Below are 25473 nucleotides of genomic sequence, written 5' to 3' on the forward strand. Positions count from 1 at the left end.
CTCGGGACCGGTCGCCACGGGACGCGCCGACTCCGAGGGCCGGATGGCGGGCGAGATCAGTCGGTGCTCTGCGCGGCGGCGATGAAGTGGGACATCGTGGCCTTCAGAGCGTCGTCGGGCCCCGGGCCTGCGGCTCCGGTGACGGACGTCGTCACAAAGTTCGTGGCGGCTAGGTGGTAGCTGACCTGGAACGGGTCGACCGTCGTGCCGGGGCGCAGCTGGTAGGCGGTGTGGCGGGAGGCGCCGTACTTGCCGATGGTCAGGGCGATGACCTGTTCCGCCTTGGCGCTGGTCAGGAGGGTGCGGGCCCACTCGATGGACTTGCCTTCGGTGGTGAAGTCGTCGAAGACGACCACGGTCTTGCCTTTGACCTTGCCCTTGTACTTGGGGTTAATGCGGACGGTGCGGGCCTGGGCGCCGATCGAGATGTCCGCCGTGCTCGCCTCGCCCCGGCTCCTCCTCCACCGTTCCAGGCTGGTGTCGGGGGCCTGGCCGGTGCGCTCGAGCAGGTCCTCGCGGTAGTAGGAGCCGACCATCACCTTCGCCTTGGTGAGGAAGCCAGCGAGCTGCTGGCTGACCTGGCCCGGGGAGCTGCTGGGGTAGACGCAGAAGAGGCTGCGGTGGGGCAGAGTGCCGTCGAGGTAGGCGGAGGACAGCAGGCGCAGCATCAAGATGTCGCGGGCATCCTGGGAGCCGACGGTGATCGTGCGGCCGCGGGTGAAAACGTCCTGGAGCTCGAACGTTCGGCCGGGAGCCTGAGGGAAGCGCACGTTGGGAGGCAGCAGCGAGCGGATCTTGAAGGAGCGGGCGTCATCGTCGTGGCTGAAGGCCCAGCGGGGCTCGTCCAGGAGGAAGTGCTCCAGGAGCTCACCGACGCCGGCTGGCTCGTCCGCCGACAGGGTGCGCATGTTCTTGTTGTCGCGGACGTGGTTGGCCCAGCGGGCGTGGATGTAAACGACGCCGGCGTTGATGCCGGTACGCCAGTCCCACTCCGAGGTTCCCACCATGGCCAGCTGATTCGTGCGCAGCTTGAGGTGGTCGGCGACCGACAGCAGCCAGGCACCGCTGCCGCGGGCCGGCCTGCCCGGGATGTCGTCGCGGCACAGATGAAGGGCAGGCGCGGGCAGACCGGCAGCCCTCAGGGTGGCTTCGGCGTCGATGGAGTCGCTCGTCAGCAGCACGAAGGCGATGTCGTGGTCGTGGAGCCACTGCAGGAAGTCGGCGACCCCGTCGTGGGCCCGCCCGGGCGAACGCAGGACCGCCTTGTAGTCGATCGCGACCGCGCGCACCGTGCTCGTCTCGTCCATCGCCGCCCCCAACTGCTGTGCCATGGTCATGAGCTGACCCTCTTGCCATGATCTCAGCCGGTCTGACCGCGCACCTCCGGTTTCCGAATCCCCCGCTCCCGTCGCAGTGCACGCGGCCGACCCACAGTTGCTCGCCTGGTCGCGGCGGCCGCGGAAGACGAGAGCGGGTTCCGCGACGACGCCACCGCGGTTGCCTGATCCGGGCAGAGGGTTGAAGAACGCGCCTTGTCCGGGGCGAGTAACGGTGGGTCGGGGCGGGTCAGGCTTCCGGGAGGTCGTGGGGCTCGGGTCGGTCCGGCGGCGGAATGAGGCGTTCAGCCAGGACGAGCATCAACAGCACGACAACGGCTCCGAAGAGGATGGCCGACCATCCGATGGTCCACGACGCACTCTGGGTGCGGATCACGGTCGGTGTGAGCACCACCATGACGGCGACCACGCCACACGGAAGGATCCACTGCCGTCTCATGGCTGGCTGTCCATCTCGGTGTCGTCGGGCTGGCTCCCGTCTTCGCTGTGGTTGTCCGGGTGGTGAGGATGGCACCGCCACTGAGCAGCCATGCCGTTGAGCTCCTGGAGAAGGCCTTCGGCAGTACCAGGGTCGTCGGCGTGGACGGCCTCGGCGAAGGCCTTCTCCAGATCATGGGCGGCGGCCCAGTCAGCCTCGTACTCCTCGCGGCCAGCGGGGTAGTGCTCGCGTCGCCTGTCGTCGAGCCGGTCGGCGATGAACTGGTAGACGCGTACGCCGGTCTGCGGATCCAAGGGCATGCGGTGGGTCTTTCGGGCTCGGTGACGTCCTGGTCAGGGTCGTCGGTGGGGCTATCGCCTGAGTGGTCGTGCGGCGCGGGCGCGCCGTGCGGCGCGGAAGGCCTCGGCGGGATCGTCGCAGGCTCCGGGTGCGGGACGCCACTCGTCGGCGCGCCAGAGGGTGAAGGGGTACCAGCGGCCGTCGGGGCCCGGGCGGATCTGGACTCCGGCGGTCGTGTCGGTGAGCGCACTGCCGTCGATGGTGATGGTCCCGAGGCCGACAGCGCGGGAGGCGTGGACGGTCTCTCGTGCCCATTCCAGGACGTCGATGGTTGCTGGGGTGGCGGCGAGGGTGGCGTGGGCGCCGGCCGGGCCGCCGTGGCGGTAGCCGATCATCATCGCCCGCAGGGTGGCTTCGGGGATGCCGGTGGCGTGCTGGGCGGCCTCCAGATGGTCCGCGCCGTCGGGGCTGGCGAGGATGCGCAGGATGTCGGCCAGCTCGTCGTGGGGCGCAGCGGCGGTGCCGGCCAGGACGGTCCGAGCGCGGGCGGCAGCATCGGTGGTCATCCACATCAGGTCCCGGGCTCGGGGCCCGGGGAGGGGTGGGTCGCTCCAGGTGAGGTTGCTGACGGCATCGAGGTCGAGGTCCGGCGGGGGCTGTGGGGGGCGGTGGGCGGCCAGTGCGTAGAGCTGGGTGGCGCGCACGGTGCCGTTGGTGTCTGCGGGGAGGGGGCCGGGGTCGGCGCCGTCGACGAGGTCGCGTACGTGGGCGGCGAGGGCGCGGGCGGTCATGCCGCGGGCGCCGAGCAGCAGGGAGGGGGTGGCGGCGAGGCGTTCGGCGACGGCGTGGCCGAGGGCTGCGCTGTGGTCGCAGACGCGGTGGGTCCGGCCGGTGGGGCAGGAGCAGGAGAAGGTGATGCCGTCGGCCGGCGGGGCGATGGAGATGCCGCCGGCGTGCCCGGAGTCGGCGATCGTGGCGGGGATCCGGTTGGCGACGAGGTCGGCAACGGCCTGAGGGTCGTCGGCGAGCTTGGCTGCCAGCGTGTCCCATTGGGCCGCGGTCAGCTCGGGGACGTGGATCGCGGCCTGGTGGGTGGCCTTCTTCGCGGCGACGGGGGCGCTGATTCTGCCCGGCTGAGTCTGGATCTGGGCGACGGCGCCGTTGCGCGCGAGGTTGAGGCCCTTGCCGTAGGAGCCGGAGCCGTTGGTGGCGAGGTGGAAGGCCTGTTTCCAGGCGCCGGCCAGGGGTGCGAGGGATCGGGCGGTGCCGGTCATCGGGTTCCCAGGGAGACGAGGGCGGTGAGCTCGGTGTCGTCGAGTTCGGTGAGGGCGCCTTCGCCGGAGGTGAGGACGGCGTCGGTCAAGGCCCGCTTGCGGGCGAGGAGTTCGTTGATGTGGTCCTCGACGGTGCCCTCGGTGATCAGGTGGTGGACCTGGACGGTGCGGTGCTGTCCGATGCGGTGGGCGCGGTCGGTGGCCTGGTCCTCGACGGCGGGGTTCCAGGGCCGGTCGTAGTGGATGACGTGCTCGGCCCGGGTGAGGGTCAGTCCGGTGCCGGCCGCCTTGACGGACAGGATGAACACCGGGGCTGGGTCGGGGTCGTGCTGGAAGGCGTCGACGAGGTGCTGGCGGCGGGCTGGAGGGGTGCCGCCGTGGAGGAAGCGGACGGAGCGGCCGCGGGCGCGCAGGTGGTGCTCGAGGATGCGGCCCATCTGGATGTATCCGGTGAAGACGAGGGCGGCTTCGCCCCGGTCGGCGAGGGTCGCGGTGAGGTCGTCCAGGGCTGCGAGTTTGCCGGAGCGGTGGGCGAGGCCGGCCGGTTCGGCGTCGTCCAGGGGTTCCTTGAGGTAGAGGGTGGGGGTGTTGCAGATCTGGCGTAGGGCCTGGAGCAGCTTCAGGACCAGGCCGCGGCGTTCGATCCCGCTGCTGGTGGTGATCTTGTGCATGGTGTCGCGGACGATCGCCTCGTACAGGCCGGTCTGTTCGTCGGTGAGGGCGACGACGCGGTGGTGGTGGATCTTGCCGGGCAGCTCGGGGGCGATGCCGGGGTCGCTCTTGCGCCGGCGGAGCATGAACGGGGCGATGAGCCGGGCGAGCCCTGCGGCGGCGGGCGCGCCCGGGTCTTTCTCGACGGCTCCGTAGCGGGCGCGGAACGCGGCGCGGGTGCCGAAGAGGCCGGGGTTGGTCCAGTCGAGGATGGCCCATAGCTCCGTGAGGTTGTTCTCGACGGGGGTGCCGGTGACCGCGAGCCGGGACCGGGCGGGTAGGTCGCGCAGTGCCTTGGCGGTGGCGGAGGCTGGGTTCTTGATGTGCTGGGCCTCGTCGGCGACGACCAGGCCCCAGTGGGTGGCGGCGAGGTCGGGGTCGCGGCGCAGGGTGCCGTAGGTGGTGATGACGACCGTGGTGTGGCCGAGCGCATCGGTGTCGAGGGTGCGGCCGGTGCCGTGGTACCGGAGAACGGCGGTGTCCGGGGCGAAGCGGGCGATCTCGCGCTGCCAGTTCGTGATGAGGGAGGCTGGGCAGACCACGAGGGTCGGGCCGGCGGCTTCGCCGGCCGTTTCGGCGCGGTGGAGGTGCAAGGCGATGGTCGTCAGCGTCTTGCCCAGGCCCATGTCGTCGGCGAGGAGCGCGCCGAAGCCCAGGTCGAGGGTGTGGGCGAGCCAGGTCAGGGCCCGCTGCTGGTAGTGGCGCAGGTTCGCGTTCAGGCTGGTCGGCGGTGGTACGGGGCGGGGGTCGTCGGGGGCTTGGCGCAGGGCGTCGACGAGGGTGGCCAGCGTGCCGGCGGGCCGGACGTCGAGGGTTTCGCCGTCGAGGGTGAGGGTGCCGGACAGGGCGGCGGCGAGCGCGTCGAGAGAGGGCAGGGGCGCCAGTTCGCGGTGGCGGGCGCGGCGGGCGGTGTCGGGGTCGATGAGCAGCCAGCGGCCGCGCATGCGGATCAGCGGCCAGGCGGCGTCGGCGAGGGCGGTCATCTCGTCCTCGGTCAGCGGTTCGCCGTCGAGGCTGATGTGCCAGCGGCAGTCCACGAGGCGGTCCAGGGCCAGGAAGCCGCTGCCGGGGGTGAACTCGTCGTCGGCGTCGTGGCGGCGGCCGATGACGGCGGTGGCGGTGAGCGCGCCGAGGAGCGCGGTTGGCCAGTGGACGGTGATGCCGGCCGCGGCGAGCGGGGAGACGGCGTGGTCGTGAAGCCGGGCGAGGTCCTCGGCAGAGAGGGTGAGGCGGCGGGGGCGGTCCTGTGCGGCGAGGTCGCCGAGCGGCGGGAAGTGGCGGGCGCCGCGGCGCAGCGCGCGGCGTACGCCGGGCAGGACGGCGGGGGTCAGGGTGGAATGGCTGGGGTGGCCCTCCCAGATGCTGCTCGCCGGCACGGGTTCGTCGTGGTCGTCGGTGGCCAGGAGCAGGACGGCCTGGGCGGTGGGGGCGTGCTCGGTGTTCTCGGGTTCCTTGATGCGCAGCGTGAGGCGGGCAGCGGGGCGGGGGTCGGCGGCGTCCTCGATCGCGTCGGCCCAGGCCCACAGCTCTGCGCTGGGCTCGGTGTCGGGTGTCGGGGTGCTGGTGAACGGGCCGGGGCCCAGGAGGGGGGCGGCACCAGGGGTTCGGACCATCGCGTCGGCGACGGCGTCGAGTAGGGGCCAGAGGGCGTGCTCGGGCGCCGGGACGCGCAGGGGGCTGTGTCCGGCGAGGAGGCAGTGTCCCTCGGGGGCCATCCGGGCGGCGGCCTCGGTGACGGCGGTGCGCAGTGGATCGGTGATCGGACCGATGCGCCAGCAGCCCTGGCCGTCGGCGGTCAGGGCGGGATAGACGCGCTGTTGGGCCACGCACTCCACGGCCAGGCGAAGGCCTGCTCGCCATCCGGTGACGGAGGGGTGCTCGCCTTCGCGGGGGGCGAGGAGTGCGGGCAGGGCGAGGCCGACGGGGACCGCGATGCCCGTCACGGTGGCGCGGCGCGGCATGATGCCGCCGGAGCTGGCGAGGACGAGGTCGCGGGCGACCGGCTGAAGCGGCGGAGGCAGGTGGCCGGGAGCGAGCAGGGGTGCGCCGTCGGGCTGGAACAGCATCCACGCGGTCCGGCCGGGGTGGCGCGAGGGCAGCAGGGTCAGGGCGGCGCCGTCGGCGAGGGCCTGCTCGAGAAGGCGGTGGGCGGCGAACAGGTCGGCCGGGCCGGCGGGGAGGGCGCGCGGCGGCTCCTGGTTCTCTGTCGGCGCGGGCGGCATGGGGAGCGCGGGTTGGACGGGCGCCGCGGCCGCCGCCGGTTCGGTCGCAGCCGGGGGCTCGGCGTCGGCGCCGAGGGCGTTCTGCAGGGCCTGGAGGAGCCGGTCGGCTGCTTCGGCCCGGGCCTGCCGCTTGGTGGGGCCGGCTCCTTCGCCGGTGAGCTGCCGACCGCGGTGGATGGCGGTGACCGTGGCCGTGAAGCCGGTGGGCGCCGGTGTGGGGGGCCGGTAGTCGGGCCGGGTGATGTGGCCGGCCTGGTGGAACTCGTTCAAGGCCGACACGGGGTTGGCTTCGGCTGCTGGAGCGGGCGCTTGGGGCTGGGCGGCGGGCGTGTCCCAGTTCCACTCGGGTACCGCGCGATCGGCGAGGGGGTCCGGCAGGTTGGCGAGCGCGGCGATGAGGGTGGTCATGGCCTGCTGCCGTGCCGCCTTACGGGTGCGGGCCCGCTGGGCGCTGCCGGTGATGTCACGGCCAGCTGGTGCGAAGGTGGCCTGTGCGACGAAGAACGGCTGGCCGTCATCCCCCTGTCCCTCCCGGACGGTCGCGGAGGGGGTTCGCAGCAGTTGGGCGTGCATGGAGATGATGCTCGGCGCCAGGGCCGGGTTGGCGGCGACGGCGGTGATGGCGGCTTGCTGTACGGGCGGCCAGACGTCTGAACCGCCCGTGTCGAACAGCACGGTCCGCAGGGCGGCGACGTCGAGGTGGCCCCGGGCGATGCGACGGGTGGCTTCGGACGCGACCGCAGCAGCGGATGTGCCCTGGGCGACGACGCGTTGAAGCGTGCTGCGGAAGGCGTCCGCGTCCATCAGGGCCAAGGACGTGCTCTCGACCGAGGCGTCGGCGCGGGAGGGCGGGATCTGAACTCGGGGCGTACGGGCGGCCAGCGCTGCGGGACTGATGGGCTGCAGGCGGTCGATGGACAAAGACACTCCCCCAGTAGCCGGACGCCGTCGAGACCGCTCCCATTGTGACCTGCCGGCGCGTCAGGTCGACGCCGTACACACAGAACACAGGTGTTGCGTATTCGTATTTCAGTATGTAGATTGCTCATGTCGCCGGGTCAGACCGGCCCTCTTCCACTCCCTTGATCGCATTCGCTGCGGCCGCCTTCTTGCGCGGCCGGGACGAAAGGTGGCTCCTCCATGCCCCGAGACCTCCATCCCCTCTCCGCTGCGCCCCCGTCGCACGACCTGGCCTCCGACATGGTCGCCTCCGTCCTGGCCGACATCGAGTACCGGCTCGGTGAACAACAGGGCTGGGACCTTCCTCCCCGCCTGTTCATGCTCCGTCTGCGGCCCCCGCGCGTGGAGGTGGAGTTCATCCCGGAGGTCGTCTGGAACCCGGTGGGGATCAACCCCGCCGACGCCTTGCGGCACCACGCAGAGGCGCTGCCGCCCGTACCGTCCCTCCTGGTCCCCGGCGAGGTGCATGAGGACTCCGTCTTCGCTGTTGGGTTCATGTTCGAGGGGTGGAACAAGCCGAAGAACGTCCAACTCCCGCCGGAACTGCGCATGCTGCGGGACAGCGGTGAACGGGTGAACCATCTCCTGCCCGGCCGCCAGGAAGTCCGGATCGTCCACGCCGTCGACCTCAACCAGCGCGCCGTCCACATCGTGCGGGCCCGCGGCGGGCAGCCCCGCCTGTCGGTCGCCGGACGAGAGGGCGCACCGGAGCTGGAGGGAACCATCCCCGTCGCCCTGGGCCGATTCGTGCACGCCCTCAACAGCGGCCCCGGCCAGCAGACCGAACACCCGGCGCCCCGCGCCCAGATGTGAGGACCGACATGATCACGGACCCCATGCTGTTCCGCTTCACGGCGAGCGGGCCCACGCCCGAAGCGGCCTTCACCGCGTTCGCCGCCAAGGACCGCGAACAGCCGCACGATCCGTTCCGGCCCCGCGCGGACCTGTCGAAGGTGACCGAGGTGAAGGTCGCCGACGGCCGAGACTGGCTGCGCGCCGACGGCTGCTTCGACGGCCAAGACGGCGGGCCGCTGTGCGAGGACGACGCCGACTGGCTCGCCGACCGCCTGATCGAGGACTACGACCCGATCGTCCGATCCGGCGCCGCCGCACTGCTGCTGCGCACGCTGGGAGACGAACCGACCTGGTGCTTTTTCGGGTGGAGCGCCCGGGGAGAGTAGCCCCCTCCACGCCCCGGCCGGTGCCCGCCGAACCCGCTCCGCCCGGTCCGGTGCCGTCGTACTAACCGCGACGGCACCGGACCGGCGAGCAGCGGCAAGCCAGAACCCGCCCGAACGCCCTTCGACTTCGAGGACCCCGATGCCCGCCCCGGACACCCGACTCCGCGCCCGGCGCCTCGCCGACCGCCTCCCCCCTCTGCCCCCGGCCATGCGAGGCAACGCAGGCCGCGAACGCGCCCGTCACGCCTTCGTTACCCGCACCCTCACCACACTGTGCACGTACCGGAGCATCACCGGTGACCGCGCGGAGGACTGGCGCCGGGTGGCCTCAGAACTCGCCATGCTTGGGCAGATGGCAGCCCTCGGAGGCATTTTCCAGGTGGCCGTCTTCGAACTGGAGGCGCTCGCCAGGCAGACCGCCGGTCTCGAACCGGCGCTCGCAGGTCTTCCCTCCGGCACCGGCCCTCAGGGAGGAGACCTGATCTTCCCCTGGCAGGCCGACGAGGACGACTGGATCTCGGTGCCGGGCGGCCCGGCGGGGCCTTTCGTGTCGACGGCGATGGCCATGCCGAACCAGGCGGGTTTCGCCCGGACCGTGGTCATGGTCAGCCAACGCCACCGGTACCACGCTGGATCGTCGCACACCGATGTCCACATCGAGGACGGAATGCGCGTCGAACGCCTGGACGCAGAGGTGGAGCGGGCCCGGGCCCGGGAGCAGTGGAACGAGGACCACTCTGCTTGGCACAACCGGTGATCGTGGTGGGGCGCCTGGTCGGATCAGCCGAGCGGCGAGAGGCGACGTGTCCCGGGCTATGCGGTCACCGCGCGTCGTCGTCCGCGTCCTCCATGGCGGGGGGCTCCTGCCAGGTCAGGGTGTCCAGTGGCCGCGGCAAGTTCCGGGCCGCGCCGGGCACGGCTCTCGTCACGGCGGACGCCTCGTCGCTGAAGAGGGCGACGGGGGCGCCCGGCGTACGGCCGGGCACTGATACTGGCGGGCTTGAGGTCTTCGTGGTGGTCATCTGGTCCCCCTGATTCGTCCCGGGCCGGGCCCGGCTGGACGCCGGCGCGCAGGCCGGCTGCGAAAGCGTATACAGATTCCGAACTGCGGCCCGAGGAGATTTCCTTCGGGCCGCATTCCCGTGTCAAGCCTGCCTCGCTCCCGACCGACCACCCGCCCGCCGCTCCTGGCACGCCCGCCCGTGCTCACGTCTGCCGACGCGAACGCGTCGAGCACCGCCTCCGGCCCGAGCCGTTACCGCTCGTCCGCCGCTTCACGCTCACCCCCCGGGTGCCACCGGAGCGGTCGCACGGGGCGGCTCGGCTCGTAAACCCAGCGGGTGGGCTCGGCCGGCGCTGGGCCGCAGGCGGGGTCGGCGGCCTTGCCGACGACGTGGGCCATCTCGTCCATGAACAGCATGGTCGGCTTGGGCGGCACCATGACGACGTCCACCGCTGGTCCTCGCTCACGGACCGCGTGCGCCAGGTGGTGGAGCTCGTCGTGGCCGGGGTGGCGGTCCCGGATCTGGTGCTCGTCCACGAGCACGGTCACACGGCCGTCGGAGGTGTCCGCGAACGGTCCGAACTTTTGACCGGCGGCCTCCGGACCGAGTTCGCGGCCGCGACGGTGTGCAGGGCGCGCCGGAGCATGGCCGCGTACTGGTCGGCGTCGGCGTCACACGAGAGCGGTGCCTTTCCGCGTCCGATGGGGCCTATGAACGCTGTCGGGTCCGGCAGTTGATCGCTCATCGTGCGGTTGCTCTTTCTTCCGGGGTCGGCGGGGTTCAGGCCTGGTCGAGGTGGTGTTCGTACCAGGCGGTCAGCTGGGCGGGGTCCTGCGGCATGGACCGGACCAGGTGGAGGAGCCGTTCGCCGACGGGTCGGATCTCGGTGCGGGCCAGGGCGGAGAGGTCAGTGGTGCGCAGGGCTGCGAAGGCGGCGAGGTGCCGTTCTTCGAAGGTGCGCGCGCCGGGGAGGGTGTCGGCGGCGGCGAGGTAGCGGGTGACGAACGGGTCGAGGGCGGCGCGGTGGGCAGCGAGGTGGCGGAGGTAGGTGGGGCTGTCGACGGTGGCGGTGTTGGCGGCTTCGCCGTGGTGGGGTGAGGGCAGCGCGCACCAGTCGCTGATGAGAGCGGTGAGGGTAGCGGGGCCGTCGGGCGGGGTGTCGGTTCGCCAGTGGCCGTCGGCTGCTCCCTGGGTGGAGCCCACGCGCTCGTGGAGGCGGCCGAGGACGCTGGCGAAGGTGAAGAACCCAAGAACGTAGTCGGCTCCGGCGATGACGGAGCGGATCGTCGGCTCGGCCGGCACCGCCGCGGGCAGCAGGAGGCGCTGCTTGCGGTGTTCGCGCTGGAAGGGCAGGCAGACGGCGGCCTCGATCGCGGCGTGTTCGGCGAGCAGGACGGCGGCACTCTGCGAGGGCGCGGCCTCACGTTCCCATTCCACGCTGTCGTCCTCGTCGGCGAGGTCGCTCAGCCCCAGTGCGTCCAGGCTGACGCGGTAGACGCCGGTGGTGGTGGCGGTCAGGGTCAGGAGGCCGTCGCGGTCGGGCAGCGGCTGGGTGTGCTGAAGCGTGCCGTCGGTCCTGTCGCGGGTCCAGTCCGGCCGGTTGGCGGGGCGGGTCGCGACGGCGAGTGCCCAGTCGAGAAGGTGGACGAGCTCCTCCCGGCCGGCGGCGACGAGGTCGGCGCGGGAGGTGTCCGAGGGCCGGCTGGAGAAGTGCTGGCCGAGGCGCTGGACGGCTTCCTCGGGGAGGCCGGTGACGGCCTCGGCGCCGGGCGGGAGGCAGGGGTCGCTTCCGTGGACCGTGCCTTCGGGGTATGTGCGGCAGCTGCCTGCCCAGCCGCCGGCGGCGTACACGCTGGCGTGGGCGGGGTCGGCGAGGACACAGGTGGCGACTTCGAGAGCGTGCTCGGCGGCCTGGACCAGAACAGGGTCCGTAGTGAGGCCGGCGATGTGGCAGAGGGCGCGGGCAGCGGGGTGATCGGCGGTGCCGGACGGGGCGCGGGCGGGTTCGATCTCGGTGAGGAGGTCAAGGACAGCTGCGCGTGGGTCGGCAGGGCCCGGAGCGGGGATCGGTCCGGCGGGCCACAGGGCCAGGGGGACGGACCGGGAGGTCCACAGCGGCAGGGCGGTGGGGGTTGCCTCGCATGCCTCGATCAGGTGGAGGCTGCCGTGGTGGCGGGTGGTGAACAGGTGGACGTGACCGCTGATACGGGTGAGGGCGTCGAGGAGCCGGATCCGGCGCAAGGTGGCGCACAGGTGGTCGGCGAGGCTCGCGAGTTCGGCGTCCTGGGCGGCTGCGTACTCGGGCTCGCCGCGGAACTGGGGGATCCAGTGCGGCATCAGGCTGCTCTGGTCGGCGGACCGGCGGCCGAGTGCGGCACGCCAGTCGGTCTCGCTGATGTCGGCGAGGAGCAGCCTCATCCCGGGCAGCGTCAGGGCAATCCCCTCTCGCAGGCCGGCCCAGCGCAGGCCTGCGACGCCTGTCCCGCCCGGCCGGTGGGCGAGGGCGTCGATCCACCGGTCCATCTGGGCGGGCGCGATCCGCACCACCAGTTCGTCGGTGCGGGGGGTGAGGCTGCGGATACCGAACGGGCCGCCGGTGAGGGTGGGGCGGTGACGGCCGTAGGCGGTGATCAGCGCATGGAAGATCCGTGCCTCGCCTCGGGCCTGTTCGGGCGCTGGCGTCGGGATGAGGTGCTCAGCCTCCGGGAGTTCGTCTCGGGCCGTCTCTTCGGTTTCGCCGGTGGCCATCTGGCGCAGGGCGACCGGGGGGACGGCCGTGTCGGTCGTGCGAAGGCCCTGCTGTCGCCGGGGCGCGTACGGAGTGAGGGTGTGGGTCACGTGCTGCTCCCGCTGTGAGGTCCGCTGTCACCTGGTACAGGTGTGCGGACGGAGCGCGGTGTGACAGTCAGAGCGGACGAGTTTCCGGGATCGTTCGGACGCCGGGCGATGGCTCCCCAGTGTCACCGAGGTTGCGGACGCGGGAGTGTGCCAGCGAGCCTTGATCGCGCAGGCGGATCGGACTCGTGTCGGATGTCAGTGCAGGGCTGCGTCGAAGGTCGTGCGGTTGGCCAAGGTGTAGGCGTGCTCCCGTTCGGACCACCGGATGCGCTCGGCGATCTCGTGGTCGTCAGCGACGTGCGGAGACGGGCGCATGAGGTGGTGGCGCCACCACCGGGCATTGCGCATCTGGCGGTCGAGCGCGGCATCGATGAGACGTGAGCGGGAGGCGTCGTCGAGGCCGTACGCGCCAGCGAGGATGCGTACCTGTGCGGCCTGGCTGGCGGCGGGTGGAGCGTCAGGCTTGGAGGAAATGCACCAGGTCCATGCCATGTATCCGAGGTCTTCCAGCGGATCACCGGGGGCGGCGGTGTCGAAGTCGATGAAGGCGAACGGGATGTCGTCTGCGAAGACCGTGTTGTTCGGCCCCGGGTCGTGGTGGCAGACAACGGGGTGCTGACCGGCCAGGCGGCTCGCGCTGGTGGCGTCGTGGAAAGCGCGGAGCAGGGAGCCGGCGGCAGCCACCTGAGGGTCTGTCCAGCGCTGGAAGCGGGCGGGCACCCAGCCAGGAAGGTAGCTGAGGATCTCGCGGTTGGCCTCGTCGAACCCCAGATGACGCGGAGCGCCAGTGAAGCCCTGCCGTCGAAGGTCACCGAGCAATTCGGCCACGAACGAGGACGACGCGGTGACTGGCCGACGGACGGTATCGCCGATCCTGACCACCCCTGTAGTGATGCGTCCGCCGGACAAGGGCACCTCGTTCTCCATGGCTACATCCTGCACGCGCGGGCCATCGGTCAGTCTTCAGTGGCAAAAGGTCAGGATCTACCGCGCCATGGTCCGCCCACCCGTCCGAGCTCTGGCAGCCACTGATGCTGACTGACACGCGGCTGTCGGGCTGACCTCGAGTCGAGCCCGCTTCAACTGCCGAGTGAGTGATCCGCGCGGATGCGCCTGTTGGGGTCAGCCTGCTATCGAGGAAAGGACCCGTGTTTGGGAGGGCGTTTCACGCGTCGGCTTCTGCCTCCTCGTCCGCACTGGTTTCGTCCTCGATCAGCCCGTACGGCGGACGGTCCTCGTTGCGGCTGTAGCGCACCACCACGCTGCTTTCCACCAGCGGTGGCGGGCTGTTGTCGGCGACGATGAGCTGTGCTCGGCTACCGCGCTCTGCGAGCCAGAGGGACAGGTGGTGGTAGAAGTCGTCGATGGCGACGGCGTCCGCGATCACGGCATCGAGGGTGCCGCCGTGGCCGAGGTTTTTCTGGGGACTGTCGATCATGAGGAATCCCGGGTGTGCGGCCCCTGCTTCGACGGCGATTTCGAATACGGCCAGCTGCCAGGCCAGGGTGAGCAGGGTGCGGGCGCCGGAGGAGGCTTCCTGGTACGGCTCACCGCGTACGAAGGGGGTGAGGTCGGTCTTGATGAAGGGCGTACTGACCTTGGGGTAGCGCCAGGCTCGCAAGAGCTCGCCGTATCGGCCGCTGATCTTGGCGATGACCCGATCGCGGTCGTGGGAGGCATCTCCGAGTCGTGCGAGTTCCTCTCGGAGACGGGCGATCTGGGCTTCGTGGCGTTCCACGGCGTCGGCCCGTTTGGCAAGTCCTTCGCGGAGTTTGACCGCGCTTTCGGCCTGTTCGAGTTGGCGCAGGACTCGTTCGCGCCTTCGGTGGAGGTCGTCGCGGGCGGCGAGGAACGGTGAGACGGAGGGCGACGTCGCGGCATCCAGCGCGGCGGCGGCTTCCTCTTCCCGGACGGCCGCCTCTTCCGCCCGGAGTTTGAGTGTGGCAAGTGAGGCGCCGAGCTCGTCGATGTAGGTGGTGATCTCCTTGAGGCGGGCCTTGGTGGACCGGGTCTCGGCTGCGACGTCCACCCGGTTGTCTCCGGCCTGGCTGCCGGTGTCGGCAGTGCCCAGGACCAACGCCCCTTCCGCCGCTGTCAGTTCGTGGCGGCAGAGGCTGCAGCGTCCGTTGTCGGCGGTGGGGGGAGCCGACAGCCGGTTCAGGCAGGCGGGGCAGGTGGTGACGCTCAGGGGGTCGAAGATCTGCTGTGCCTCGCCGAGCATGCCGAGCTTGAGGAGATCGTCGGCGTACTGTGCGCGGAGAGGCATCAGGCGTTGGAGCTGTGTTTCGCAGTCCCGCAGGACCGCTGCCGCCCGGTGAGAAGTCTGGGCCGCCTCTTTGTGCTGGTGGCGCAGTTGGGCGGCGAATTCCGTTCCCGCCTGCGCCCGGCGGTCCAACTCCGTGAGCTGGCTCGTGATGTCAGCTAGCTCCTGTTCGTGGACGGCAGGTGTGGGTTCACCGTCCAGTGCGGTGGGAGCCTGTTCCACGACAAAGGTACGGGCTGCTGCGAGTTCGGCTTTGGCGCGGTTGAGCCGGCCGCCGAGTTCCTGGATGCGCTGGCCGAGTTCGACGGCACGATCGTCGTGGACCCCGAAGGCGACGTCGACGACCTGCCGCAGTTTGTGCTTGCGCATGTAGTCGTTCTCGAACAGGAAGTTCTTGTCCGCGACGCGTTCGTTGGGCAGGAAGGCGAGCCACATCAAGTCGCGGAAGCTGAGCGGGTCCGTGCGGGATTCGCTGTTGGTGGGCGCTTCGCGTAGCTGGACGCCTTCGAGCTTGCAATGACTCAGGAGGAGGGAGGACAGGCTCTCCGGTGCCCCGGGCGGGTCGATGGGCCTGCTCTCGGCCCTGGAGGTGGGCCTGCTGTCGAGCGTTCCGCGGCGTACGAAGGCGATCTTCGAGGGCTCTCCGACCGACCGCTCGATCACGTGCGGCTCGCCGGAGAGCTCGACCTCCAGGAGACATGAACGGACCCTTCGCAGCACCTCCTGGTGGCGGGGGTGCCGTTTCGCGCCGAGCCCGTAGGCGATGAATTCCAGGACCGCTGTCTTGCCGGAGCTGAATGCCCCGGCGATGACGGAGAGGTTCCGTACCCGTTGTTCGGCGGTGAAATCGACGTCGTAGGACCGCTCCATGCCGACCAGGCGCAGACGGCGGATCCGGATGCCGGGAAGCGGCTCCATGGTGATCATCCCTCCCAGGACGTTTCCAGCAACGGGCCTGGCCCCAGGACGCTCATGAGGGCAGCTGCGGGCCCGTCGGGTCCGTCCGGCCTGAGCCACCGTGCGGTCTGCTCGCGCAGCCTTTTGTCGCTGAGTTTGCGGAGCTGGCGGACGACGATGTCTGCGGCAGTAGCAAAGGAGGTGGCGTAGGTGGCGGTGAACTGCCCGCCGAGGTGCTGACCGGCCTCTGTGATCGAGTAGGTGAGGGAGCCGTTGCGATTTCGGACCTGGCAGCACCCATAGGCCACCAGGAGCGCCAAGTCGTGCTGGATCCGTTCTCGCCGGCTCGTGAATCGCTGTGAAGAGGACGCGTAGGCAAGGACCTGCGGGTCGAATCCGGCCAACCGGAGGAGGCTCGCGTCCCGGCCCTCGGAGGGAACTACGAGGAAGGGGTTCGCGGACAGGAAGTCGTAGTACCCGATGCGTTCCAGGGTCGCCCCGTTTGCGTCCTGCGCGGCGACGGCGTCAAGGAGCAGCAGCAGTTGAGCGAGACGGAAAGGTACCTCGTCCTCGGGCATCACAACCGGCCGGTCTGCTTGCACGGCATGCTCCTCATCAGTGGTCGAGCGGTACGGACAGACGCGAAACCTCAGTCGTCGGCATGACCGCTCGCGATCTGCCGCCAGTGTGCGACCCACCCTGCCCGACGGTTGTCGACCAGCCGGTGGACCAGACCCCAGCTGTGCGTCACCTCCAGACGCAGCACCTTGGGCAGTTTGTCGTGCTCGCCGCGCACCTCGCGCCATACCCGGCCGTGCAGAGCAGCGAGGGTGCCCTCGGCCGAGCACTCGTTGAACTGCATCTCCCACACCCCGTGAAGGGTGGCGTCAGCAGAGCTCAGTGCGGCAACCTCAGCCGGCACTCCCTTGTGCGCGACTTCGCGCGCCACCAGGTCGGCGTTGAAGAACTGGCGTTTCGCCGAGTCCAGTTCGACGTGGCCGGCCTCGGTCATCTGGCGCACGAATAGAGCCGAGTCGAGCGCCGCCGCCTTGTCCTCCTCCACGTCCAGCACGAGGCGTATCTGCTCCTGGGTGGGGGCGGCGGGCGCCGTGAAGGGTTCGTAATAGGCACGGCGTACCTGGTCACCTTCGGGGCTCAGCAGCTTCTTCATGAGCGTGGTCTCGTCCCACAACTCGATGACGAGGCCATGCGCCTTCTCCTGCCGCTTCTTCCAGCCATCCCACCATTGGGCTGCCGGCCCGTCCATGCTGGAGGGGATGCACAGGATCCAGAGCGTGATGGTGTGACCGTTGGCCGCTGCGGCTTTCAGCCCGTTCGCGAGGGACTCGCGAATCTGCTGCGACTGGCTGGTTGTGGTCTTCGGCATGAAGTACTTGGACTGCCAGACCGTGATGGCACCGCCGAGGTCACCGGCGAAAGCGTCGATTCCCCAGTCGCCCGGATTCGCGGCGATCATCCGGACGTTCGGATTGGTCGCACTGGCGAGCTGCGCGAGCATCTTCTCGAAGTCGGCCCGTGCCCCGTCCGCGCTTCCGGTCCTCAGTTCGTGCACTCCGAAATGGATGGGCGGAACACCAGCTGCCACCGGCATGGAGTTGTCCAACCTGCACCCCCGCATCCCGCAGGCAACCCGAGCGAACCGCGTTCAGCGGACTGTTCACTCTGCGCCACACACAGTAACGGCCGTCAGCGTACGTGTTACGGAATCATGCGATCAAGGTGCTTGCGGTCGGCAGTATCCCGGCAGTGGCACGGTGGATGGGGCTGGCGCGCAGAGACAGCGGCAGTCCACTGGGTCCAATCGCCTTGGCGCCGGAACGCGATCACGTACCGTGGCGCGGACCGAGGTGTCGGCCCGCGACAGGTGGAGCAGGGCCGAGCGGCCTGTGGTCGTACAAGGGGAGGAAGCGGTGACGGAGTCCGCGGACAGCGCGACGCGCCCGGTCCTTGACCCGGATGCGGAGCTCTCGGACGCTACTCGGAAGGTCCTGCGGCAGGCTCTTGAGGACCCTGGCCGGTACGTGGGCCGCCCGGCCAACCCGCTGTGGGCGGCCGTCCCCCTTCTTGCGCGCGGCGGAGCGGGAGTCGCGGTTGCCGGTGTGGTGTGGTGGTGGACCGGTGGCCTCGAAATCGCGGATCCCGCCGCCGACTCCTCCAGCCTCGTCGGCACGCTGGACCGGAAGCTGCAGGAGGCCGTCGACATGGCGCACACGCTGCTGTCCATGTGGCCGCTGGCCGCCGGCGTCGTGGCCGTGCTCTGCGCCGGTCTGATCGCCGATCGGGCGCTCTACAACGGGCAGCTGCGCCGGCTCGCCGCCGTCCAGCAGCACCTCGTTCATCCGAGGGAGCTGACCGCCGAGGCCCAGGAACTTCTGGCACGTGCGCGGCGGGCGATGACGGCCGTGCTCGACTCCAGGGTGCACCGCGAGAGGTGGCTCGACGCCCAGCGCAACGAGGCGACCTTCCCTCGTCAGGAGTGGGCGATCGCCCAAGACCTGCGGAACTACAGCCGCGTGGCCCGCAAGGGTCACAGGGCGCCGCAGGAGACGGACAACGCCACGGTGGCCGAGCTGCTCGCCTCTCGCCGGCGTGTGCTCGCGACGAGCCTGCACGGCATCGAGCGGCGGGTGGCGGCGCTGGAGGCCTACGCCTCACAGGTCGCCGAGGCCGACGCCCGCTACGCCGAGGTACGGGAGATCGAGCGGCTGGACGCGGGCAGCGACGAACTCCTCGACCTTCTTGCCCGCACCACGGTCGACGACCTGGCGGTCGCCGAGATTGAGGCGCTGACCGACGAGGCCGCCGTCGTCGCCTCGACGTTCACCAGGGCGCTGGAGTCCGCCAAGCAGGCCGCCGCGGCGGCCCTCCCCCTCCAGGACGCGGCATAGCCCGCCCCATCACCGCCCCGACCCGCCGAGGTTGGCTTGCTCCCCGGCCCGGCTGGGCCGCTAGAACAGGGTCAGCGGCTCGGGAGGGGCTGGCGTGGGCTGGTGTTCTCGGATCGCGTCTCGAAGCTGGGCGGCCGTGACGCGGGCTGCGTCGAACGTCTCGGTCCAGCCGTTGGGCATCTGGACGGCGGTGAGGAAGACGCCGTGCCCGGCGGCGCGCAGGCGCCGCAGGATCGTCTGCTCCACGGCCAGGGCGTCGTCGCCGCTGGGCACGTGGTGTTCGTAGAACAGGGTCCATCCGAGGCGGCGGTGCTGGGCGATGCGGTCGTTGCGCTGAAGGGCGCCGGCGACGCCGATCTTGACGGCGCCGTGCTGTGCGTGGGTGACGACGTAGACGCGGGCGGGCGCGGCGCGGTCGAAGCCATAGCGGGCGCAGTACTTGCATCTGCGGCCGCTGCGGATCTTGGCCAGGGTGGGGGTCGAGGTGCGGCCGCAGGTGGTGCAGCGGCAGCGCCAGGGAGTCATGGTCGTGGTGTAGGGCTCCAGGGGCTCGAGGCCGACTTCGCGCATGGAAGCGGCGGCGCGCTGGGGGTCTTCCCGTCGGGCGGCGCCGGCGCGGACGTCGGCGCAGCGCCGGCATCCGCTCTGGCCGGCGAGGATGGATCCGAAGGTCGGCGAGGTGATGGTGCCGCAGCCGTGGCACAGGCACCGCCAGGGGTACTTGACCCCGCGGTACGGTTCCTGGGGTTCGAATCCGTGCTCGCGCATCTCAGCGACGGCCAGGTCCTCGTCGTGGCGCTGCGCCTCACCGTTGGCCCGGTCAGCGCACCGCTTGCAGGCCGGACGCCGGCTCTGGCCGGTCAGGGAACCCAGGCGGGGGGAGACGATGGACCCGCACTTGGTGCAGCGGCTCTTCCACGGGAACGCGGTCCCGGGGTACGGCTCCAGCGGCTCCAGGCCCGCCGCCCGCATCACCGCGGCCGCGGTCTCGGCGTCGTGGCGCATCGACTCGTTGGCCTTGCGCCGACCACAGGGGTAACAGCCGCCCTGTCCCTGCCGGATGGAGCCCAGCGTGGGTGCCCCGGGCGCTCCGCACGTCCGGCAGCGGACGGGCCACGGCGTGTCCACTCCCGGGTACGGGCCGAGGGGTTCCAGGCCCGCGGCCCGCATGTCGGCCGCGGCGACGTCCGGGTCGACCGGCGCGTTCGGCGCGCACCACCGGCAGGGCCCGGCACCGGAGTTGATCCGGACGTAGGTGGGTGTGACCTCGCGTCCGCATGCGAGGTGGCGGCACCGCCACTTGCGGTCGCTGCCGGGATAGGGCTCCAGGGGCTCCAGGCCGGCGGCCCGCATGACGCCGGCTGCGGCCTCGGGCTCGATCCGGGCCCGCCCGGAGCAGTAGACGCAGCCGCGCTGTCCCTTGGTGACATTGCTCAGGCGGGGGGTGACCTCCCGGCCGCACGCCGTATGGCGGCACCGCCACGGGGCGGAGCTGCCGGGGTAGGGCTCCAGCGGCTCCAGGCCCGCTGCCCGCATGATCTCTTCCGGTTCGCGGGGGTCCTTCCACGGTCTGCCGGTGCGCGTCATGGTCCAACTCCCCGCTCTTCAAGGGTGAGCGGGGTCTTGCCTCGCTGTGCGGCGCAGCCTAGAGGCGGCCACTGACATCGACGCGACGCTGATCGTCGCCTTGCCGTCGGTGGGAACCGGTACCGGGGGGGCCGGACGGCTCAGTTCACGTCATCGGGTACGGCATCGGCAGGAACTTGGGGTTCGTCGCCGGTGCCGTTCGCTCCGGTCAGGTCCTCGCAGATTCGGGAGTGCAGGGCGATGGCGGCGGCATCGAGCCGCTCCCACTGCTCGATCGTCAGGTCGGGCAGCAGTGCATCGAGGTGGTGCAGTGCGAAGGCGACGGCCGCCGGCACCGTGTGGCCCAGGAGGTTGTCGATGCCGGCGCTGTGAGCCTCGTGGTGGAGGTCGCGGCCGCCGGACAGCCCGTAGGCCAGTGCGTACTTGTAGGCCGCTTCCTCGGCAAGGGAGCTGTTCGCGAGGGCGCGTTCACCGTCGGAGCAGTCGGCGGTGGCAAGGAGTCGGTCGATCACGGAGCCGGAAATGATCTCGCCGGAGACGGTGGTGGCGTCGTTCATGTGGGGGTAACGGCGGACCGGGGCCGGGTGACACGAAGGAGCTCGGTGTTTCCGGTCCGGGCCGGCGCAAGAGGGTCGTGGCGGGTTCGGCGCGGTGTGAGGACCGCGGTGAGAAGTGCTGCGGCCGGCCACAGCACGGCGCCGGCGGCGATGAGGGTGAGAGGCGGAAGGCCGGCGTGGTGGGCGGCGAGCAGCACGGTGGCGGTCTGCAGGGCACCGGCGGTCGCCGCGAGGTCGCCGTGCCAGGCCGAGCGGTGGAGGGTGTGCTCGACCAGGCGGCGCACACCGCTGGTGCAGGCGACCAGGGTTGGCCCGCCGAGGACGCTGATGGCCAGGGCGTACGCCCAAAAGGAGATGTCGGTGACGAGGACGGCGAGCGCCGTGCCGCCGGTGAGGAGCAGGAGGGTCATGAGGGCGGCCGTGGTGATCCTCAGCTGCTCGGGGTGCGGTGGCTGGGGCGGATCGAGAAGGTAGAGGGCGGCGAGCAGCAGCCCGGCGAGAGTGCCCAGGCTGGTCGTCCAGGGCGTCGGCACGGTGGTGGTGAGCGAGAGGGCGCCGGTGATGGCGGCCGTGGTCAGGCCGGCCGCGCACATGGTGCTGCTGCGGGCGGCCGGCTCGCGGTGGCGGCTGACGGAGGTCGTGGTGGCGACCAGCGTGGGCGGGTGCCGGGGCGCTGTCGCGGTGGGTGCGTCGGCGAGAGCGGCCAGCGCGGTGTTCAGCCGGGTGAGCCGCATGCGGGTGTCGGCCGCGGTCGGCCGGCGGTCGGGGTCCTTGTCGAGGAGTTCCAGGAGCAGCTGCTCGAGCTCGCGGGGAACACCGGGGCGCAGGGTGGACAGCGGGGTCGGCGCGTCGTGGACGTGCTGGTTGAGGATCTGCCAGCCCGTGCCGGTGAAGGGGACGTGTCCGGTGAGCAGCTCGTGGAGGAGGCAGCCGAGCGAGTAGAGGTCACTGGGTGCGCTCAGCGTGGTGTCTCCGCGGGCCTGCTCGGGCGACATGTAGGCGGGGGTGCCGATGGCGACGCCGGTCACGGTCAGGGTGTGGTGGGTGGCCTCGGCAAGGCGCGCGATGCCGAAGTCGCACAGTTTCGCGGCGTTGCCGGCGGCCTGGTCGAGGAGGACGTTGGACGGCTTGAGGTCGCGGTGGACGATGCCGCGGTGGTGGGCGGCCTCCAGGGCCTGGCTGATCTGGATCGCCCAGGTCAGGGCCTGGGTGACGGGGAGCGGGCGGCCGGTGAGGGTGTTCAGCGGCCGTCCGTCGATGAGGTCCATGGCCAGGAAGAGGATCCTGCGGCCGTCGAGGTCGGCGGCGCCGTGGTCCCGGACGGCGACGACGTTCGGGTGGGACAGGCGCGCGGCGACCTGCGCCTCGCGGCGGAAGGCCGCTTCCCGCACCGGGTAACCCTCCCCGACCGCAATGATCTTGAGGGCGAGGTCGTGGTTCTCGTGGAGGTCCTCTGCGCGCCACACGGTGCCCATGCCTCCGCTGCCGATCGGCTCCTTCAGCCGGTACCGGCCGGCGACCGTCGTGCCGCGCATCAAGTCCTCCAGCCCTGCGTGTCTGGGCGCTGGGCCGGCCGGCACCAGGCGCGCCGCGGGCGAGGGCGTTCCCGCGGTGCAGCGGAGCATACGAAAACGCCTTGGCGGGGCTGGGCGGAACGATGCCGGCAGCGGGACTGTGGCCCGCACTTCAGTGGGTGTCTTTGCAGGTCAAGGTCATGCAAGTGTGGTTGTAGGGACGTGTGCGGCCGGCCACGCCGGGCCTCCTGGAAGGCGGTGGGCCATGGTGCTGTCATCTTGTTCCGGGGGAATCCTTCGGATATGGAGGACACATGTGCGTGGTGTGGCGCCGGGCTTCCCGGCGGGCGGCGGCGCCGGTACTGCCCCCGTCCGCGTCCCTGCCGACAGGAGGCCTACCGCGAGCGGCGGCGAGCCGCAGCTGCCCTCCGGGCACGGATCGCTCTGCTGCAGATCTCTCGCGAGATCCGGGCCCGATGCGAGGCCCTGGAGCTGCTGGTGGCCGACGCGGTCGGCAACGAGCGGGCTCACGCGGGGATGCACAGCACTGCGGCCGCGGACTTCCAGCACCTGACCAGCGAGCTGGTGCGGTGCGCGGTGATCGCGGATCGGGAGGTGAGCGCCACCTGGGAGCAGATCGGGCGCCCTCACGGTCTGAGCGCGGATGCGGCCAGGGCCCGGTACGGCCGGGCCCGGCTCCTGTGGCCTCCGCCGATGCCGGAATGACGCCAGCCTGTGGGGAGAGGCCCGGGCAGCTGCGCCGGAAGGAGGCGAGGAGGCCGTTGGCCCCCTTGGCTGTGCGGGGTTCGGATACGGCGAAGAGCCCGGACGGATCCGGGCCCTTCGGTCAGTAGCGGGGACAGGATTTGAACCTGCGACCTCTGGGTTATGAGCCCAGCGAGCTACCGAGCTGCTCCACCCCGCGTCGGTGACGCCACTCTACACAGTGGCCGTCGCGGGGCGGCGCGCATTTTCCGGGGTCAGCCGCGGCGGACGATGTTCTCGGCCTGGGGGCCCTTCTGGCCCTGGGTCACGTCGAAGGTGACCTGCTCGCCTTCGAGGAGCTCGCGGAATCCGTTGCCGGAGATGTTGGAGTAGTGCGCGAAGACGTCCGGTCCACCGCCGTCCTGCTGGATGAAGCCGAAGCCCTTCTCGGCGTTGAACCACTTCACGGTGCCGCTGGCCATGCGTCTGTCCTTCGAAATCGCCGGGTGGTTCCCGGTCGGTCTGTGGGTGGTGCCCTCCGTCATCGAAGGGCGTCCGGCGTCCGTTCTACCCCGTAGGCGGGACACCAATCCGGCTCCCGCGCGGGTGAGGCGTGCAAGTTGTGCCGCCCAGCGGGCCTCGGGCTCTTCGGTGCTGGCCCGCTGCGTGCGGGAGGCTGGCGCCTACTTGCCCTTCGCGGCTTCCTTGAGCTTGCTGCCGGCGGAGACCTTCACGCTGAAGCCTGCCGGGATCTCGATCGGCTCGCCGGTCTGCGGGTTGCGCGCGGTGCGAGCGGCACGGTGGGTTCGCTCGAAGGTCAGGAAGCCGGGAATGGTGACCTTCTCGTCGCCCTTGGCGACGACGTCGCCGACAGTCTCGGCGAGGGCGGCCAGCACGGCGTCGGCGTCCTTGCGGGTCACCTCGGCGCGCTCGGCGAGGGCTGCGATCAGCTCACTGCGGTTCATGAGGGGTACTCCGTGGTCCTCGGGTTGTCACGTCCGCTGCACGGACGGGACGTGTGCGGCGCCATCCTGTCACCTGGGTCTGACAACGCCGGGTCCAGTGCCAGGCAGTTCCTCGCCGGATCACCGGAGCTGCGGTGCGGGCAACGTTGGAGCGCTGGTCTCAAGGACTAGTGCCGGCTGGCTTCATGCCTCATCACCCGGCCTATGTGGCGCCGATCCGACAGACTTCAGCGATGGACAACTTCGAGGTTTACGGTTCCTGGTGGATCCCAGGGGGAGCGCCTACGACGGGGAAGCTCAGTTTCTCCGAGAAAGGCCCGGTCCTGACGCTCTACGGTGCGTTGCTGAGCCAGGAGGTTCCCGGTGGGGAGCTTTCCGGGCCAGCCGAGTGGGGAACTCTCCCCCTCATCCATGGCCGCGACGAGCAGCAGCGTTCCATTACACTGCTCGGCGCTTTCGGAATGACTAGCCAGTGGCCTGAAATCACGGAGCAGACGTTTGATGCAGAGCTGGCCGTGATAGGGGACCACCTGATGGACGCGGATTTCAGTGGAATTCGATCCGACTTTGACTATCTGGCGGACTGGGTTGGCGCTCCGCCAGTGAGCAAGAGGCAAAAGGAGCCGCGGGCAACCCTTATTGACGACAAGATTGCGGAGTGCGTCTCAACGACATGGGGAGACGCCTCACTGGCCATTCGAAGTGGCGTAATCGGATCGTCTGATGAAGCCCATGTTTCTGTTCGCCGCTGGTGCGCCTTCTCTGCTGAATCCGGCTCACCGCAGCGCTGGTCAGAGTTGCTTGAATCCTACCTTCGCCCCTTCCATGATCTCCTGCTCTTGTCTCTGGGTAGAGAACTCCGGATGAGAGATGTGGAGTTGCGCCCAGAAGGAAGCGAGGAATGGATGTCTGCATACTTCCGAACGCTCGCACCCGGAAGCGTTGTGGAATCGAGCATTTCCTCCTACCGTGCCCCTACCTTGCTCACCGCAGAGGATTCCCCTGTACCTCTCTCAGAGCTCCTGCCTCGCTGGTTCGACCTGTACCAGGACCGCCAGACGGTGATCGCACTGCTGCATGCACCGCTCTACGCACCCTTCACCTACTCGGCGCACCGGTACGCATCCTTTTTCCAAAGCCTTGAGGCATATCACAGGGTCAAGAAGAATGAGTTCGGCAGCAAAGACGTATCTAAACAGGAGCACGGGGCGCGGGTCAAACTGGTCGTGTCGGCACTCGATGCTGCTGGCTTGCCCCAAGATCATGTCCAGTGGGCAAAGAATGTGATCCAAGGACGCAACGACAAGTCACTCAAGGAGCAAATTGTAGATGTCGTGTCGTCTACAGGGAAACTCGGACAGAGAATCCTTGCCGCAGTTCCAGATTTTCCAACTCTCGTCTACAACGCGCGCACCGGCGTTTCTCACGGCGGAGCAGACAAGGGGCCAAGCGCAACTCAACGCTATTGGTGCGGAGAGGTGCTGCTTTGGTTGATGAGGGTGCGACTACTCCAAGACCTAGGTATCACTGATAGTGACGCCCGAGCTCTCCGCAACACACGCTTCCAGGACAGCTTGAAACAACTCAGCATCGGGATGTAAATCCAGTTCCGCCAGCACCTGGTCTTGCCATGCGGGTTGGTGAGTCGGCGGGGTTCTCGCAGGGCGGCGGTCGATCCCGTGCTGGATTCGGCTCGTCTCTCAGTCATCCGGCGCACGTACTCTGGCTGTCCCTCGTGCCGGGCGTGCTCGGCTGTCAGAGCCTTCGACCAGGCCGCCAGCCGGGGGTGGTAGTCGGTCGTCAGCGGTCTTCCAGCCTGTTGGCGAGGGGG

At 70.2% G+C, this 25473-nt stretch carries 23 protein-coding genes and 1 tRNA gene; 6 read left to right on the top strand and 18 right to left on the bottom strand.

Features of this window, described 5'->3' with window-relative positions:
• Window positions 1–56: 56 nt before the first annotated feature.
• From JEQ17_RS48175 to JEQ17_RS48195, 5 genes are all read right to left on the bottom strand, one after another.
• Window positions 57–1337, bottom strand: a complete 1281-nt coding sequence (locus tag JEQ17_RS48175; RefSeq protein WP_200402147.1) for a hypothetical protein — start codon at window positions 1335–1337, stop codon at window positions 57–59.
• A gap of 229 nt (window positions 1338–1566) precedes the next feature.
• Window positions 1567–1776 carry a hypothetical protein gene (locus JEQ17_RS48180; protein WP_200402346.1) on the bottom strand — a complete coding sequence of 70 codons (210 nt, stop codon included), beginning with the start codon at window positions 1774–1776 and terminating at the stop codon, window positions 1567–1569.
• Window positions 1773–2075 carry a hypothetical protein gene (locus JEQ17_RS48185; RefSeq protein ID WP_200402148.1) on the bottom strand — a complete coding sequence of 101 codons (303 nt, stop codon included), beginning with the start codon at window positions 2073–2075 and terminating at the stop codon, window positions 1773–1775. Before JEQ17_RS48185 ends, JEQ17_RS48180 begins: the two co-directional genes overlap by 4 nt.
• Window positions 2076–2126: 51 nt before the next feature.
• The gene (locus tag JEQ17_RS48190; protein WP_200402149.1) at window positions 2127–3329 is read right to left on the bottom strand and encodes a hypothetical protein; all 1203 of its coding nucleotides are present in this window, start codon (window positions 3327–3329) and stop codon (window positions 2127–2129) included.
• Window positions 3326–7183, bottom strand: coding sequence for an SNF2-related protein (locus JEQ17_RS48195; RefSeq protein WP_234048870.1), 3858 nt, complete (start codon window positions 7181–7183; stop codon window positions 3326–3328). The genes JEQ17_RS48190 and JEQ17_RS48195 overlap by 4 nt, the downstream gene beginning before the upstream one ends.
• 219 nt (window positions 7184–7402) lie before the next feature.
• Between JEQ17_RS48195 and JEQ17_RS48200 the strand changes: the two genes are divergently transcribed.
• From JEQ17_RS48200 to JEQ17_RS48210, 3 genes are all read left to right on the top strand, one after another.
• Window positions 7403–8035, top strand: coding sequence for a hypothetical protein (locus JEQ17_RS48200; RefSeq protein ID WP_200402150.1), 633 nt, complete (start codon window positions 7403–7405; stop codon window positions 8033–8035).
• A gap of 8 nt (window positions 8036–8043) precedes the next feature.
• A complete protein-coding gene (locus JEQ17_RS48205) occupies window positions 8044–8403 on the top strand; it encodes a hypothetical protein (protein WP_200402151.1) in 360 nt (119 codons plus the stop codon).
• Between the two features lie 208 nt (window positions 8404–8611).
• Complete coding sequence (locus JEQ17_RS48210; RefSeq protein ID WP_200402152.1) at window positions 8612–9160, top strand: hypothetical protein; 549 nt, start codon at window positions 8612–8614, stop codon at window positions 9158–9160.
• Between the two features lie 64 nt (window positions 9161–9224).
• On the opposite strand, the gene JEQ17_RS48215 is transcribed toward JEQ17_RS48210, so the two are convergent.
• The 7 genes from JEQ17_RS48215 to JEQ17_RS48245 all read right to left on the bottom strand — a co-directional run bounded on the left by JEQ17_RS48215 (window position 9225) and on the right by JEQ17_RS48245 (window position 16924).
• The gene (locus JEQ17_RS48215) at window positions 9225–9425 is read right to left on the bottom strand and encodes a hypothetical protein (RefSeq protein WP_200402153.1); all 201 of its coding nucleotides are present in this window, start codon (window positions 9423–9425) and stop codon (window positions 9225–9227) included.
• 233 nt (window positions 9426–9658) lie between these two features.
• Window positions 9659–9955, bottom strand: coding sequence for a hypothetical protein (locus JEQ17_RS48220; protein ID WP_200402154.1), 297 nt, complete (start codon window positions 9953–9955; stop codon window positions 9659–9661).
• 232 nt (window positions 9956–10187) lie between these two features.
• Window positions 10188–12245: a hypothetical protein gene (locus JEQ17_RS48225; RefSeq protein ID WP_200402155.1), complete on the bottom strand. Its 2058-nt coding sequence runs from the start codon at window positions 12243–12245 to the stop codon at window positions 10188–10190.
• A gap of 195 nt (window positions 12246–12440) precedes the next feature.
• Window positions 12441–13172 (bottom strand): phosphotransferase family protein, encoded by a 732-nt coding sequence (locus tag JEQ17_RS48230; RefSeq protein WP_030578328.1) that lies wholly within the window; start codon window positions 13170–13172, stop codon window positions 12441–12443.
• 238 nt (window positions 13173–13410) lie between these two features.
• A complete protein-coding gene (locus tag JEQ17_RS48235) occupies window positions 13411–15426 on the bottom strand; it encodes a coiled-coil domain-containing protein (protein ID WP_233435909.1) in 2016 nt (671 codons plus the stop codon).
• 5 nt (window positions 15427–15431) lie between these two features.
• Complete coding sequence (locus JEQ17_RS48240; RefSeq protein WP_030578332.1) at window positions 15432–16007, bottom strand: ABC-three component system middle component 2; 576 nt, start codon at window positions 16005–16007, stop codon at window positions 15432–15434.
• Between the two features lie 47 nt (window positions 16008–16054).
• Window positions 16055–16924 carry a hypothetical protein gene (locus JEQ17_RS48245; RefSeq protein WP_030578335.1) on the bottom strand — a complete coding sequence of 290 codons (870 nt, stop codon included), beginning with the start codon at window positions 16922–16924 and terminating at the stop codon, window positions 16055–16057.
• A 412-nt stretch (window positions 16925–17336) separates the two neighbouring features.
• Here JEQ17_RS48245 and JEQ17_RS48250 point away from each other — a divergent pair, with 412 nt between their 5' ends.
• Entirely contained in the window at window positions 17337–18314 is a 978-nt protein-coding gene (locus JEQ17_RS48250; RefSeq protein ID WP_200402156.1) for a hypothetical protein, read from the top strand.
• A 60-nt stretch (window positions 18315–18374) separates the two neighbouring features.
• Here JEQ17_RS48250 and JEQ17_RS48255 read toward each other — a convergent pair whose 3' ends face one another.
• The 3 genes from JEQ17_RS48255 to JEQ17_RS48265 all read right to left on the bottom strand — a co-directional run bounded on the left by JEQ17_RS48255 (window position 18375) and on the right by JEQ17_RS48265 (window position 21993).
• Window positions 18375–19901, bottom strand: coding sequence for a hypothetical protein (locus tag JEQ17_RS48255; protein ID WP_200402157.1), 1527 nt, complete (start codon window positions 19899–19901; stop codon window positions 18375–18377).
• Window positions 19902–20041: 140 nt separating this feature from the next.
• The gene (locus JEQ17_RS48260) at window positions 20042–20458 is read right to left on the bottom strand and encodes a hypothetical protein (protein ID WP_200402158.1); all 417 of its coding nucleotides are present in this window, start codon (window positions 20456–20458) and stop codon (window positions 20042–20044) included.
• A complete protein-coding gene (locus tag JEQ17_RS48265; protein WP_200402159.1) occupies window positions 20455–21993 on the bottom strand; it encodes a serine/threonine-protein kinase in 1539 nt (512 codons plus the stop codon). The genes JEQ17_RS48260 and JEQ17_RS48265 overlap by 4 nt, the downstream gene beginning before the upstream one ends.
• Before the next feature lie 282 nt (window positions 21994–22275).
• On the opposite strand from JEQ17_RS48265, the gene JEQ17_RS48270 reads away from it, so the two are divergent.
• On the top strand, window positions 22276–22698 hold the full coding sequence (locus JEQ17_RS48270; RefSeq protein WP_200402160.1) for a hypothetical protein: 423 nt from the start codon (window positions 22276–22278) through the stop codon (window positions 22696–22698).
• Window positions 22699–22823: 125 nt separating this feature from the next.
• Here JEQ17_RS48270 and JEQ17_RS48275 read toward each other — a convergent pair.
• The 3 genes from JEQ17_RS48275 to JEQ17_RS48285 all read right to left on the bottom strand — a co-directional run bounded on the left by JEQ17_RS48275 (window position 22824) and on the right by JEQ17_RS48285 (window position 23642).
• A tRNA-Met gene (locus tag JEQ17_RS48275) sits at window positions 22824–22897 on the bottom strand.
• Between the two features lie 55 nt (window positions 22898–22952).
• Window positions 22953–23159, bottom strand: coding sequence for a cold-shock protein (locus JEQ17_RS48280; protein ID WP_030578348.1), 207 nt, complete (start codon window positions 23157–23159; stop codon window positions 22953–22955).
• Window positions 23160–23360: 201 nt separating this feature from the next.
• A complete protein-coding gene (locus JEQ17_RS48285) occupies window positions 23361–23642 on the bottom strand; it encodes an HU family DNA-binding protein (protein ID WP_030578350.1) in 282 nt (93 codons plus the stop codon).
• A 233-nt stretch (window positions 23643–23875) separates the two neighbouring features.
• Here JEQ17_RS48285 and JEQ17_RS48290 point away from each other — a divergent pair, with 233 nt between their 5' ends.
• Window positions 23876–25243 (top strand): ApeA N-terminal domain 1-containing protein, encoded by a 1368-nt coding sequence (locus tag JEQ17_RS48290; protein WP_200402161.1) that lies wholly within the window; start codon window positions 23876–23878, stop codon window positions 25241–25243.
• The last annotated feature ends 230 nt before the right edge of the window (window positions 25244–25473 follow it).

This window comes from Streptomyces liliifuscus, from assembly GCF_016598615.1.
Lineage (GTDB): Bacteria > Actinomycetota > Actinomycetes > Streptomycetales > Streptomycetaceae > Streptomyces > Streptomyces liliifuscus.

Coding starts and splice junctions, on each gene's coding strand:
- JEQ17_RS48175 (WP_200402147.1), bottom strand. CDS start 1,337: ATGACCATGGCACAGCAGTTGGGGGCGGCGATGGACGAGACGAGCACG.
- JEQ17_RS48180 (WP_200402346.1), bottom strand. CDS start 1,776: ATGAGACGGCAGTGGATCCTTCCGTGTGGCGTGGTCGCCGTCATGGTG.
- JEQ17_RS48185 (WP_200402148.1), bottom strand. CDS start 2,075: ATGCCCTTGGATCCGCAGACCGGCGTACGCGTCTACCAGTTCATCGCC.
- JEQ17_RS48190 (WP_200402149.1), bottom strand. CDS start 3,329: ATGACCGGCACCGCCCGATCCCTCGCACCCCTGGCCGGCGCCTGGAAA.
- JEQ17_RS48200 (WP_200402150.1), top strand. CDS start 7,403: ATGCCCCGAGACCTCCATCCCCTCTCCGCTGCGCCCCCGTCGCACGAC.
- JEQ17_RS48205 (WP_200402151.1), top strand. CDS start 8,044: ATGATCACGGACCCCATGCTGTTCCGCTTCACGGCGAGCGGGCCCACG.
- JEQ17_RS48210 (WP_200402152.1), top strand. CDS start 8,612: ATGCGAGGCAACGCAGGCCGCGAACGCGCCCGTCACGCCTTCGTTACC.
- JEQ17_RS48215 (WP_200402153.1), bottom strand. CDS start 9,425: ATGACCACCACGAAGACCTCAAGCCCGCCAGTATCAGTGCCCGGCCGT.
- JEQ17_RS48230 (WP_030578328.1), bottom strand. CDS start 13,172: ATGGAGAACGAGGTGCCCTTGTCCGGCGGACGCATCACTACAGGGGTG.
- JEQ17_RS48235 (WP_233435909.1), bottom strand. CDS start 15,426: ATGGAGCCGCTTCCCGGCATCCGGATCCGCCGTCTGCGCCTGGTCGGC.
- JEQ17_RS48245 (WP_030578335.1), bottom strand. CDS start 16,924: ATGCTCGCGCAGCTCGCCAGTGCGACCAATCCGAACGTCCGGATGATC.
- JEQ17_RS48255 (WP_200402157.1), bottom strand. CDS start 19,901: ATGACGCGCACCGGCAGACCGTGGAAGGACCCCCGCGAACCGGAAGAG.
- JEQ17_RS48260 (WP_200402158.1), bottom strand. CDS start 20,458: ATGAACGACGCCACCACCGTCTCCGGCGAGATCATTTCCGGCTCCGTG.
- JEQ17_RS48265 (WP_200402159.1), bottom strand. CDS start 21,993: ATGCGCGGCACGACGGTCGCCGGCCGGTACCGGCTGAAGGAGCCGATC.
- JEQ17_RS48270 (WP_200402160.1), top strand. CDS start 22,276: ATGGAGGACACATGTGCGTGGTGTGGCGCCGGGCTTCCCGGCGGGCGG.
- JEQ17_RS48280 (WP_030578348.1), bottom strand. CDS start 23,159: ATGGCCAGCGGCACCGTGAAGTGGTTCAACGCCGAGAAGGGCTTCGGC.
- JEQ17_RS48285 (WP_030578350.1), bottom strand. CDS start 23,642: ATGAACCGCAGTGAGCTGATCGCAGCCCTCGCCGAGCGCGCCGAGGTG.
- JEQ17_RS48290 (WP_200402161.1), top strand. CDS start 23,876: ATGGACAACTTCGAGGTTTACGGTTCCTGGTGGATCCCAGGGGGAGCG.